Below are 11,715 nucleotides of genomic sequence, written 5' to 3' on the forward strand. Positions count from 1 at the left end.
CTCCCTTGTTTTTTAAGCGATTTATTTCTACGATAGACTTAATGATAATAAAAAGGATGAGTTTAAATGAAAGCATGTGGCCTGATCGTTGAATATAACCCGTTTCATAATGGACATTTATACCATCAGGAAGCTTCTCGTACAAAAACAAATGCAGAAGTTACTGTTGCGGTTATGAGTAGTTCTTTCTTACAACGTGGAGAACCAGCAATTATTGATAAATTCTCTCGCACCCAAGCAGCCCTTGAGCACGGCGTTGATATTGTAGTCGAGCTCCCGTTTATCTATGCCGTCCAATATGCTGACCTTTTTGCTTATGGGGCCGTCTCAATCCTAAATGCATTAGGTGTCGATTACCTATGCTTCGGAAGTGAATCCGGAGATATTACGGAATTCACTAAGAATTACGATTATTTTAATGCACATGAAGACCTGTTCAATGAGATCAGACAAAACCATTTGAATGAAGGCGAATCATTTCCTCAAGCTAGCACCAAAGCCTATGAAGCAATTGGTTTACGCGATGGTAAGCTTGATTTAGGTCAACCGAATAACATTCTTGGATTCAGCTATGTCAAAGCATTACGTCATCTAAACAGTTATATTCAACCCGAAACGATCACTCGTACTAAAAGTCATTATCATGATGAAACGATTGATTACTCTATCGCTTCGGCAACAAGCATTCGTAAGGACCTATTTAACGCGGGAGAATTATCCGATTTATCAAGAAAGGCATTACCTGAAGAGACGATTAAACAATTAATTAACTACCAACAGGCAAGCGGATTATGGCATGAATGGGAATTATATTTTTCATACCTACAATTACTTGTTCAAACGCATTCTCATGAACAATTACGTCATATTCACGGTATGATTGAAGGCTTGGAATTTCGTCTTAAACAAACAGTTAACCAGGCAAATAATTTTCAAGAGTGGATGGAACTATTAAAAACGAAACGTTATACATGGACACGCCTACAAAGAATGTTCGTTCATTTATTAACAAACACAACTAAAACAGAAGTCGATCAATACAAAGAACGAAAGGAACCACCTTATATACGTTTACTTGGCATGAGTTCAAGAGGTCGAGAATGGATCAATCTACGCAAAAAATCATTAGACGTTCCACTCATAACAAATCTTCAGCAATTAAGCGATCCACTCTTGAACATAGAAGAACGTGCAACTGATGCCTATTATAGTCCTATACCTCCTCAAAAAAGATATTCATTAAAGCGGCAGGAAATTAAAGGTCCAATCATACTTAAGTGAATAATACTTATTTAAAATAAAACTCGAACGATTCAAGAAAGAGAAATCGTTCGAGTTTATTTAATGACCTGTTCTCTAGTTTTCCATAGATTCTAAATATTCAACAGCGTCTTGGAAAGTATCAACTGGCACAACTTCAAACGACGCATCTATTTCTTCTGCCGTCTTTTGAGCTACTTCATAATTTGATCCTTCACGACCATTTTCATTAGCAGCGAAAAATAAATCAGCACTGTCTTCCTCCGCGGCAACAATTTTCTTATCAATACCACCAATCGGACCGACTTGACCATTGTAATCTATTTCACCCGTGCCAACGATATTTAATCCATTGGTTAGGTCTTCATCCGTCAATCGATTATAAACTTCTAAAGCAAACATCAGCCCAGCACTTGGCCCTCCGATTTGACCACTATCATACTCAACTTCTGGTTCCACAGACACATCTCGGTCTGTCACAAGTGAAACACCCATTCCTGGTCGTTCAGGCTCTTGAGGTAACGGAGCCAGTTCTACACTGACGTTCATTTCCTCCTCTTCTCTTAATAGGGTTACATCTATGGTATCTCCCATATCAAAAGATGATGTTCGTTCAATTATATCGTTTGTTGACTCAATTGCTTGACCATTGATAGCGATAATTTCATCTCCTGGTTCGATCACATCACTTGCAGGCATATCAGACAAGACACCAGCTACAAATGTACCATTATAATCAATTGTGATATCAGCGTCTGCCGCTTCATAAGCAACGACTGTCGCCGCTTCTTGAGAATTCTCCATATAATGCAGTTGAGTTTCCATGTATTCTTCTTGACTAATACCTTCTGGGCGCACTTCTTCAAGATCAACGATGTCATAATGATCTTGTAACATAGCCCACCCATAATATATAGGTGTCGCTTGACCACCACGTACTGTCACTAAATTAAATTGCCCTTCACTTCTTTCTGTTCCTTCGATTTCAACAACATCGGTCAATGATGTCGTATCACCTGGTTGATATATATAATAGTCCAACTTATAAAACGAAAGAAACGCGGCAATTGCAATAGTTAAGACTAAAATTACTAAATGTTTTCTATTAAATCCCATCATTTATTGGTTCCAACCTTTCACTAACGTTTGAATTTCTGCTATCCGTCTTCCCGCTTCTTCTTCTCCTTTTTGTAAGATTTCTGCAGTGTTTGAATAATTCCGAGAACTAAACTGATAAACTTCTGGTCGCATGACAACATCTGCATCAATCATCATATGGTCTGTGATATCATCTTGCATAATATCAATACTTTGCATGATGACATCATAAATTGATTGAATGTCATCATTTGCTTCAAATTTAGAGCAATCCACGGCTATGACAATATCTGCCCCCATATCACGAACAACTGAAATAGGAACACGGTCAATAACCCCACCGTCAACTAGAAATTGATCATTTATCTTTTCTGGAACAAAAACCCCTGGAATCGAAATGCTCGCTCGTACAGCAGATGCCGCATCCCCATCACGAAAAACTACTTTGTCTCCTGTATATAAATCTGTTGCCACAATCGACATCGGAGTTGTGAATTCTTCAATATTCTTTTCATATGTAAATAAACGAATATACGATTTGATTCTTTCTCCTTGTAACAATCCCATTCTAGGTACTGAAACATCCATGAAATATTTGCGTTTAAATGTTAAAGCCAATTTATATAAGTCATCAACATCTTGTCCTGCAGCATAAAAAGCTCCTATTAAGGCGCCCATACTACTTCCAGCAATATAATCGATAGGAATCTCATGCTCTGTTAATTTCTTTATGACACCGAGATGAGAGAAACCCCTCGCCCCGCCAGAACCTAATGCTAAACCAATCGTTGGTCGTGTCATTCTAACACCTCTTCTAGATAATAAGCCCATAGCATATATATAGACAAGCCACATTTACAAGTGCTCTATTAATGCATATTTTACTATGCTCCAACTTATTCGTACAGTTAGACTGCAAGGAGGCAACAAACTTGTTCAAATTTGCCACATTCTATTATGCCTTGATTGTATTATTCTTTGCAATTACTATGATTATTTTCCCAGATCAAACATACGAAGCTTCCATTCGAGGACTTACGTTATGGACTGAAATTGTGTTCCCATCATTACTTCCTTTTTTTATCATAGCAGAATTATTACTAGCCTTTGGTGTCGTTAGACTAATTGGAATATTATTAGAACCACTCATGCGCCCTCTGTTTAACTTACCAGGTGCTGGTGGTGTTGCTATTGCAATGGGACTTGTAAGCGGTTATCCATCCGGAGCCAAAATTGCTACGCGTTTATATGAAGAAAAAGCCATATCGACTATAGAAGCAGAAAGATTAATTGCTTTTACGAATGCTTCCAACCCTTTATTTATCTTTGGTGCAGTTGCAATAGGCTTTTTTCATAACCCAACATTGGGATGGCTTATTGCGATTAGTCATTACGGAGCCAGTCTATTAGTAGGTGTGTGCATGCGTTTTTATTACCGAAATTCGGACACTAGAAATGAGAAAACCAATCACTATTCCTCGTCATCACTTGGAGAAAAAATTAAACACACGTTATCCACTCCACAACCACAGCAACAAAAACCACTCGGACAACATCTTGGAGATGCTGTATATTCTTCAGTCAAAACATTAGTTATGATTGGCGGTTTTATAATACTTTTTTCTGTGATTAATAAATTGCTGTTTTTATCTGGTGTTTCAGAATGGCTAAGTTCTATTTTAGAAAAAGGGCTTCAATTTATTTCTCAACCTGGAGAATTAGCACTTCCTATCATAAGTGGAATATTTGAAATTACATTAGGGGCACAAATGGTTGCACAAACAGATCAAGCCACTTTATTTGTACAAGTCATCTTTGTTAGTTTGTTACTAGCTTTCAATGGACTATCCATCCATTCACAAGTTGCCAGTATCATTGCAAACACTGAAATCCGTTACAAACCCTACCTGATTGGACGTTTATTACATATGGTATGGGCTGTTATACTTGTATTCCTCTTATACCAACCTGTTTATTTAGAACGTCAAACATCTAATCCGCAAGACGTTCCAGTTGACACCTCTAAAACAGCAGATCACTGGGTCATTAACCTCTTGAACGACATCCAAACACTTGGTCCCTTCATCACTAGTTTAACTATATTGGTGACAGTCTGGTTGATTATAAAAAATACGACCCAACGTACTTCATGACGTTGGGTCATTGATTAAGCTTTATATTTCTCGATTAGCGCTTTTTCAACAGGTTCTGGTACAAGTTCTGATACGTCAGAGTGGTATCGAGCAGCTTCTTTCACCATACTTGAACTTAAAAATGAATACTTGTTATTGGTCATCATAAACAAAGTCTCTACTTCCTCATTTAAATGACGGTTCATTGAAGTTATTTGCATTTCGTATTCAAAATCACTGACCGCACGTAATCCTCTTAGAATAGCTGTCGCATCCTTTTCATTAGCGTAATCCACTAATAACCCATGACTAACATCAACTGAAACATTGCTCAGATCTTTGGTAGCTTCACGAATTAAGTGAAGTCGCTCTTCTATTGAGAATAAAGGTGATTTTGATTGATTATTAAAGACGGCTACGATAACATGATCAAACACTTCTGATCCTCTTCTAATAATGTCTAAATGACCGTTAGTAATGGGATCAAAACTTCCTGGGCAAATGGCTGTTTTATACATTAGTATCCTCCTGTTTCTCATAACGATAGACCGTAACGGCGATTGTATTGCTATACATATCATAATGTACTTTTTCAAATAAAGCTTGGCTTTCTGGTAATTTATCATTTGGATCATGTTCACAAATGATCATGGCATCAACATTTAACACTTTATGATCTATAAGTGCTTCGAATAATTTGTCAAATGATACTTTCCCATAGGGGGGATCAAGAAAAACATAATCAAATTGTCTGCCTTGTTTACTTGCTGCTTTCAATGCACGAAAAGCATCCTGACGAAACACATTGTAACCATGGTCAACCTTAAGTGTTTCTAAATTCTTATGAATCGTTTTTACAGCTGCACCCTGAGCGTCAACAAACACGACATGATCAGCACCTCTACTTAATGCCTCTATCCCTAAACCTCCACTTCCTGCAAATAAGTCTAAAACATTCCCACCATCTAAGTATGGACCCATTCTATGAAATAGAGACTCTTTGACTTTATCAGTTGTTGGACGTGTACTCATCCCCGGTACCGCTTTCAAGTTTCTCCCTTTATATTTTCCTGAAATAACTCGCATGGACTCACCAACTTTATTGTTTATCTCATTAATATCTTTATAGAAGTATAGCGAAATGTCAATGTTACAACAGAAATTTGCTTAAAAATGTATACCTTTTCTTGAAATGGCCATACTGATAACAAGAACGGTAACTGAGGAATCCGTTCTAGATTCGGAGAAGTCTTATCATTCCCCATAAGACCTTCTTCCGGTTTCTCCTCTCCCTTTTTGTGCTCTTTGTTAAATGCAAAGAGATTGTGGCTCTTTTTCAAATAGTTGAAAAAGAGCCGTTTTTTTATTTTTTTCTGTTAAAGTTAAGTGTTGATTTTCAAATAACAAAGCACAGAGTTGTTGAATTGTGAGGAGCAATGCTGGCGACTCCTGCGGGAATAGCACGCGTCTCGAGACCCTGCAGGAAGTGCTTTTCTTCCGAGGGATGCACCTGCGTCTGAAAGTCAACGCTTCGAAGTAGACTTCCTCGGTGCAAGTTCCAAAGAAGCTTATTCGATGTAGTTACCTGGCTCGAGCCGTGCCCCTGCATAGAAAACACTGTGAAAAACGAACGTAGTGAGATTGAACAGATGTTGCACTTGTGCCCTATGGGTAAAAGCGTCCACCGATAGTGGATCACAATTTCAACAACGGACTTAAACAAAGTTTTTTTATTCAAGTCGTATCTCTTCACTATTCTCTTCAAATGTTCGATTAAATATTTCACTTAGTAAACTTATACTGACATAAAATGACTCATCTGTTTCAAACCAAGCTGATTGATCAACTTGAAAACGTGTATGATCAATCATGTAAACAGAGCGATTCGAATAAAAGCGGTACTCTTTTTCATCAGACTCCACGAACCACTCATGTCGTTGATCAATAGAAAAGCCATAGAGATCAAAAACAGAAATAAAATCATTCATCTTCATATAAACTTGTTCATCTTTACGCTTTAAATCATAGTCAACTTGTTCACCATTGATATACAACGGCCTTGTTTCCTCACCAAACAATGAAATAAATGACTCACTTGCATGATTTAACTCAAAAAATTGCGTCTGATAACCTAATAAATCTGATAACAATTCATCTAAGAGTTGAATGAGCGATCCTTGATGCATTTCTAGATCCATAAGTCGCTGAAATAGTCTACTTTGTTCTTCATTAGTTAAAGTTTCTGTTAAAGCATTAACACGTGGGTGATCAACGTCTTGTTTATAATACAAATCTGTTAATGTTTGAATGACCTGTTGATCTCGCTCAACATTGGTTGATACAGATTGCAAATAACTTTCAAACATTTTTTCAGTAGAATTATTTAAGTTACTTACAATAACTAAGTGATCTGTAATAACTTTTTCTAAATTAGAATTAACAATTAACAGTTGATCATGCGATTGATTAAATGTCTTTTGTAAGGTTTGTAATTTTTTCTGTGAAATGGGCTCATTTGATATGATATTTAAACGGTTCAATCGTTCTTGATAATTCAAAGGCTCTTTCAATTTGATTAACGGTGGCTCTACGGAATCTTCAAATTGCCATTCATAATAATGTATATTATTTCGCTCGCTATCAAGCACAGGCGGTCTGATACTATGCCATTGCCCTTGTTTCTTCCCTGATAATGTCATTCGGAAATTTCGCGATTTTTGATCACGTTGTTCTGGGTCTAATTTTACGAGCCAATCATTTATGTAATAAACAGATGGAACAATCGTTGTTTTTGAAATTTGATATTCTAAAGTATAAGCTCCTGGTGATTCGACATTCAACTCACCATTCTCGATCTGACATTCTTCTTCTAGACATGATAAATCATCAGCCTGGCTTGGAACACTTAAAGGGATTTGCATTTTTGGTAAAGAGTCCATTTGATGTTCAATCATCAAGGTTTCATTAGACTCTGTCACCCTCACTGTTTCATCAATGGCTAAGTTTTTTTCAGAAGTAGAGTCTTGATATGACGACCAGTGATAGACGCCTAACAATACACTTGTCACTGTTAAAAATACTATTATACTCATGATTGTTCGCATGTTTACGATCACCTGTAGCTTTCGACTTCATCCAGTGTATAACGTTCATTTTACCAAATTCGACTGAATCAGACTATGATTTCACAAAACAAAGACAACATGCTACATTAAACATGTATCAAAAGGAGGAACCGAAAATTGACACAACATATTATAAAACTAGGTGAAGGATATGGTGATGTTTATGAATTAATCACTCTGATTAATGAAATGCCTCATCGTGTTCAACACTTATTGGTGCTACACACTAATAAAGATGGCCAAGATATGGTTTCGTTTGCCGCTATTATGAAACCCACAAGTCAAGGTCAATTCTTGCCGATATACCTGTGCTTAGAAGGTATGCCAAAGCCTCAAGAAGGTCAAAGCCACACTCGATACAAAGCATTTAATGAAGCCGCAGAAAAAGTCGGAGTCAATCTAATAGAATTTGATGTACCACCTTCAACCAGATATCATGATGAATCTTTATTCTTTCAACAGCTCATCGCTGTCTTCAGATTAAACCACTTACTACCACCGATTTAAATACAAGACAATGTTAAAATTTAGTGAAGTTTATTGTACAGTTTAGCACTTAGTTGTTGAATTGTGAGAAGCGAAGGTGGCGACTCCAGGTCGACTAAAAGCGGTCACGTCCTGTGACCAACGTCGACATTAGACCGTCCAGGTCGTCATGGGAATAGCACGAGTCTCGAGACCCCCAGAGGGCCACAGGATGTGGATCACTTCGGCGTTTGTGATTGACGTCCGGCACTTAGCCGAAGTTCCTTTAGTGGCCGAGGGATGCACCTGCGTCTTCGAGTAACGCTTCGAAGTAGGCTTCCTCGGTGCAAGTTCCAAAGAAGCTTATTCGATGTAGTTACCTGGCTCGAGCCGTGCCCCTGCATAGAAAACACTGTGAAAAACGAACGTAGTGAGATTGAACAGATGTTGCACTTGTGCCCTATGGGTAAAAGCGTCCACCGAAAGCGGATCACAATATCAACAACGGACTTTGAAAGAATAAAATACAAAAAAAGGGTGATTGTTAGTACAATCACCCACTTTTATAGTAACTTTCCATTTCAGCTTCAAGGTCATGTGTTTTATTCAACATCCCTTGATAAGCCGTATCTATATCTGGTTTATGAGAACGATCAACATATTTTACAAAAGATAATTCATTTAACTCTTCCTCTATATCTTCTAAATCTTCTTGGTTCACATATAACACAGCATATTTCATACGTTTTGACGTATAGATTAAATGACCATAACGACGTAATTTTTTAGCTTGCTTAATATGTTTAAACCAGATGATTAAACCCTGTCGCTTTGTGAACAATCAAGATTCCCCCATTTCAACTAAGAGGCTTCACAGCCGCATTCACCGCCACTGCCACAACCACAACCATCTCCGGTATCTTTCAATGCAACACCATCACGTGGAGCTTTAATATTCGGACTTACAGCTCCAGCTACAATTTCTGATACATCATCTAAAAATGATTGTAATTGCGTCTCTTTTTGTTTGAACTCTGCCACTGTATCATGCATATCCAAATCACGTTTTACTTCTCGAATTTCTTTCATAATCTTAGTGTAATCTGGATGATAACGGCCAAATCGTTGCACATCTTCATAATCATCTTTCATTTGTTGAAAGTTATTCATGAGTCTTTGTGCCTCAGGGTCATCATACAATTGTTGTTTATGTTGCTGATATATCTCATAGTCTTCCGATTGCTTAATCATATCACCAAGCTTTTCTGCTTGTTCTAATACTTCTATAACTTCCATATTCGCTAACATCTACACACCTCCATACCGTCATCATAACAAATATTATTCAGAAAAACCAATATCCTTTAAAATGGAAATCGTTTTTTATCCGGGCCTTTCTTCATTTGTTTAAATTGATCTGATAAGTGTTCAATTTGAGCTAAAGCTCCCATCAATTGATTTACATTCTTTTCAACTTGGTCAATATCAATTTCTGAGATCTTTTTTAAGACATTTTGTAAATAATCACTATTACTTTGACGTGTCTGTGTTTTTGAGGCGCCAAACTGTTCCCAAAAGCTTGCTTCTTCCCCTCTTTCTTTCCATAAATTAAACAATGTTTGCCAAGTATAATGTCCTTGTCGAACTAAATTTATAAGCTCTGGTCTTGTTTCTACAAATTGTTTAAATTGGTGCAGTTCTGGTGGTAAATGAACCGATGACATACAGTTACCTCCTTATATTTTCTTTATGGTATATTACGATATACAACCTAATTGAGTTCATAAAGAACCACACGAATTGATAAAATTGTTACAACTCAATGGAATTTAGGGATTAATAATTGATAAATTGATGATTTCATAATATGATGAATTTGATGAGAAGAATTTAGAAGAGGTGACCATAATGGAAATTACAAAGTTCTCAATTGATGAGACTGTTGTTAAACAGCAACCGTTAACCCATGTTTTAGAACAAAACGGCTTCGTTCTTGCTGGTCAATGGGATTATGAACGTGCCACATATGATTTGAAGATTGAATCACCTGAAAAAAATATTACTTATTATCTAAGATTGCGTGGAATCGCTATTGAAGGTGATGTTGACAAAGGAACTGCATTAATTCAGCTACTACCACCACTCCTTGGAAAGCATTATTATCCACACGGGGTAGAATACGGTGATGAAGATTTTCCTAATAACGTCATTGACCGCAGTGAACGAGTTTTAAGCAAAGTTGAACAAGATTTACAACAGTTCAAAGAAGAACAATCACAACAGTAGTATTAAAAAGGTGACCAAGTAATCTACTTGGTCACCTTTCCCTCATAGGTCTCCATTTTTATTCAAATGGCTTCAATAATCAGAATTTTAAGTCAAATAAGCATAATTTCTACTTAACTATGTTATAATCATTCTATAAATGTATGAAAGGAGACACTTTCCCCATTGTTTAAATATTTATCTAAAAAACAGTGGACGTTGATCTTCTTAGCTATCATAGCGATCATCGTCGGTTACTTTATTTTACCGATTTCAATTCCACTTATATTAGCTCTTTTTACAGCTCTTTTATTAAATCCTGGCGTGAGCTGGTTCATGAATCGATTGAATTTAAAACGAACGATGGCGGTTACAATTGTTTTCTTTATATTCTTAACTGTCATTGCGACAATTGGTACATATACGGTTACAAAGACAATTGGTCAAGTCGTGAAACTAACTGAAAACGCCCCTGAATATATCGAAGAAGTTGAAGATATGTTGATTGATATGCAGGATAATATTAATGCATTTACAGAGGATTGGCCTAACCAATTTGTTCAAGAGGTTGAACAAACTTCGATTCAGCATTTACAATCCTTAGAGCAACAAATCATGGGTTATGTTGAAATAGATCAGGTAGCACAATTCATCCTAAATATACCTGACTTCTTAATCAGTTTTATTGTCTATCTTATTGCACTTTTCTTATTCATGTTAGATTTACCTACCCTGAGAACGAAAATGTATAACTTGATGACAGACGAAACTCAAGAAAAGTTTAAATTTATGAATAACCGACTGGCCTATGTACTTCTTGGCTTCTTTAAAGCCCAATTTTTAGTCAGTTTAATTATCTTTTCCGTTACACTCGTTGCGTTAATCTTTATAACTCCTGAAATTGCGCTTTTGATGTCAATTATTATTTGGGCTGTAGACCTCATACCAATCATAGGGTCCATTATAATCTTAGCGCCTTGGTCCATATATATGTTCCTAGCTGGTGATACACTAATGGGGATTCAACTTGGGGTTTTAGCGATTGTATTGCTCGCAATCCGACGTACTATTGAACCTAAAGTGATGGGACACCATATCGGTTTGAAACCATTACCAACGCTCATCGCTATGTATATTGGGCTACAGTTAATAGGTGTCCTCGGATTCTTTATCGGACCAATTGTGGTCATCATTTTCAATTCAGCTCGTGAAGCCGGGATTATAAAATGGCGTGTGAAGATCTAAATAAAGCTCCCTTTTCAGGTAAGTCATTACTAGAGTGACCCAATAATTTGAGACAGGAAAAAACACCCCCTATGTCGTATTTGGTAGTAATCGACAATTTAGGAGGTGTTTTTCTTATGGGTAAA

13 protein-coding genes are annotated in these 11,715 nt (G+C 36.9%); 5 read left to right on the plus strand and 8 right to left on the minus strand.

What is annotated here, in order from left to right:
• The first annotated feature begins 66 nt into the window (after positions 1 to 66).
• Entirely contained in the window at positions 67 to 1,281 is a 1,215-nt protein-coding gene (locus J2S77_RS05725; RefSeq protein WP_306975471.1) for a nucleotidyltransferase, read from the plus strand.
• A 75-nt stretch (positions 1,282 to 1,356) separates the two neighbouring features.
• Here J2S77_RS05725 and J2S77_RS05730 read toward each other — a convergent pair whose 3' ends face one another.
• A complete protein-coding gene (locus tag J2S77_RS05730) occupies positions 1,357 to 2,379 on the minus strand; it encodes a SepM family pheromone-processing serine protease (RefSeq protein WP_306975474.1) in 1,023 nt (340 codons plus the stop codon).
• Complete coding sequence (locus J2S77_RS05735) at positions 2,380 to 3,159, minus strand: patatin-like phospholipase family protein (protein WP_306975476.1); 780 nt, start codon at positions 3,157 to 3,159, stop codon at positions 2,380 to 2,382.
• Positions 3,160 to 3,290: 131 nt separating this feature from the next.
• Here J2S77_RS05735 and spoVV point away from each other — a divergent pair, with 131 nt between their 5' ends.
• Complete coding sequence (gene spoVV, locus J2S77_RS05740; protein ID WP_306975477.1) at positions 3,291 to 4,511, plus strand: dipicolinic acid transporter SpoVV; 1,221 nt, start codon at positions 3,291 to 3,293, stop codon at positions 4,509 to 4,511.
• A 14-nt stretch (positions 4,512 to 4,525) separates the two neighbouring features.
• On the opposite strand, the gene coaD is transcribed toward spoVV, so the two are convergent.
• The 3 genes from coaD to J2S77_RS05755 form a co-directional block, all read right to left on the minus strand.
• Positions 4,526 to 5,008 carry a pantetheine-phosphate adenylyltransferase gene (coaD, locus tag J2S77_RS05745; RefSeq protein WP_306975479.1) on the minus strand — a complete coding sequence of 161 codons (483 nt, stop codon included), beginning with the start codon at positions 5,006 to 5,008 and terminating at the stop codon, positions 4,526 to 4,528.
• Positions 5,001 to 5,639, minus strand: a complete 639-nt coding sequence (rsmD, locus tag J2S77_RS05750) for a 16S rRNA (guanine(966)-N(2))-methyltransferase RsmD (protein WP_370871789.1) — start codon at positions 5,637 to 5,639, stop codon at positions 5,001 to 5,003. The genes coaD and rsmD overlap by 8 nt, the downstream gene beginning before the upstream one ends.
• Before the next feature lie 581 nt (positions 5,640 to 6,220).
• The gene (locus tag J2S77_RS05755; RefSeq protein WP_306975481.1) at positions 6,221 to 7,594 is read right to left on the minus strand and encodes a hypothetical protein; all 1,374 of its coding nucleotides are present in this window, start codon (positions 7,592 to 7,594) and stop codon (positions 6,221 to 6,223) included.
• Between the two features lie 138 nt (positions 7,595 to 7,732).
• Here J2S77_RS05755 and J2S77_RS05760 point away from each other — a divergent pair, with 138 nt between their 5' ends.
• Positions 7,733 to 8,122, plus strand: coding sequence for a DUF7147 family protein (locus tag J2S77_RS05760; protein WP_306975483.1), 390 nt, complete (start codon positions 7,733 to 7,735; stop codon positions 8,120 to 8,122).
• A 511-nt stretch (positions 8,123 to 8,633) separates the two neighbouring features.
• Here J2S77_RS05760 and J2S77_RS05765 read toward each other — a convergent pair.
• Genes J2S77_RS05765 through ylbD form a run of 3 tightly spaced genes read right to left on the minus strand, consistent with a single transcriptional unit; the run spans position 8,634 to position 9,804 of the window.
• The gene (locus J2S77_RS05765) at positions 8,634 to 8,921 is read right to left on the minus strand and encodes a YlbG family protein (RefSeq protein WP_306975485.1); all 288 of its coding nucleotides are present in this window, start codon (positions 8,919 to 8,921) and stop codon (positions 8,634 to 8,636) included.
• Positions 8,922 to 8,941: 20 nt separating this feature from the next.
• Complete coding sequence (locus J2S77_RS05770; protein WP_306975487.1) at positions 8,942 to 9,388, minus strand: YlbF/YmcA family competence regulator; 447 nt, start codon at positions 9,386 to 9,388, stop codon at positions 8,942 to 8,944.
• 56 nt (positions 9,389 to 9,444) lie between these two features.
• Positions 9,445 to 9,804: a spore coat protein YlbD gene (gene ylbD / locus J2S77_RS05775; RefSeq protein WP_306975489.1), complete on the minus strand. Its 360-nt coding sequence runs from the start codon at positions 9,802 to 9,804 to the stop codon at positions 9,445 to 9,447.
• A gap of 184 nt (positions 9,805 to 9,988) precedes the next feature.
• Here ylbD and J2S77_RS05780 point away from each other — a divergent pair, with 184 nt between their 5' ends.
• Entirely contained in the window at positions 9,989 to 10,366 is a 378-nt protein-coding gene (locus tag J2S77_RS05780) for a YugN family protein (RefSeq protein WP_306975491.1), read from the plus strand.
• Between the two features lie 165 nt (positions 10,367 to 10,531).
• Entirely contained in the window at positions 10,532 to 11,590 is a 1,059-nt protein-coding gene (ytvI, locus tag J2S77_RS05785; protein WP_306975494.1) for a sporulation integral membrane protein YtvI, read from the plus strand.
• Positions 11,591 to 11,715 lie beyond the last annotated feature (125 nt).

Origin of the sequence: Alkalibacillus salilacus (genome assembly GCF_030812915.1) — a bacterium.
GTDB lineage: Bacteria > Bacillota > Bacilli > Bacillales > Alkalibacillaceae > Alkalibacillus > Alkalibacillus salilacus.

Bases quoted from the DNA above. Each gene is read 5' to 3' on its own strand.
- J2S77_RS05725 (WP_306975471.1), top strand. From the start codon at position 67: ATGAAAGCATGTGGCCTGATCGTTGAATATAACCCGTTTCATAATGGA.
- J2S77_RS05730 (WP_306975474.1), bottom strand. From the start codon at position 2,379: ATGATGGGATTTAATAGAAAACATTTAGTAATTTTAGTCTTAACTATT.
- J2S77_RS05735 (WP_306975476.1), bottom strand. From the start codon at position 3,159: ATGACACGACCAACGATTGGTTTAGCATTAGGTTCTGGCGGGGCGAGG.
- coaD (WP_306975479.1), bottom strand. From the start codon at position 5,008: ATGTATAAAACAGCCATTTGCCCAGGAAGTTTTGATCCCATTACTAAC.
- J2S77_RS05755 (WP_306975481.1), bottom strand. From the start codon at position 7,594: ATGCGAACAATCATGAGTATAATAGTATTTTTAACAGTGACAAGTGTA.
- J2S77_RS05770 (WP_306975487.1), bottom strand. From the start codon at position 9,388: ATGTTAGCGAATATGGAAGTTATAGAAGTATTAGAACAAGCAGAAAAG.
- ylbD (WP_306975489.1), bottom strand. From the start codon at position 9,804: ATGTCATCGGTTCATTTACCACCAGAACTGCACCAATTTAAACAATTT.
- J2S77_RS05780 (WP_306975491.1), top strand. From the start codon at position 9,989: ATGGAAATTACAAAGTTCTCAATTGATGAGACTGTTGTTAAACAGCAA.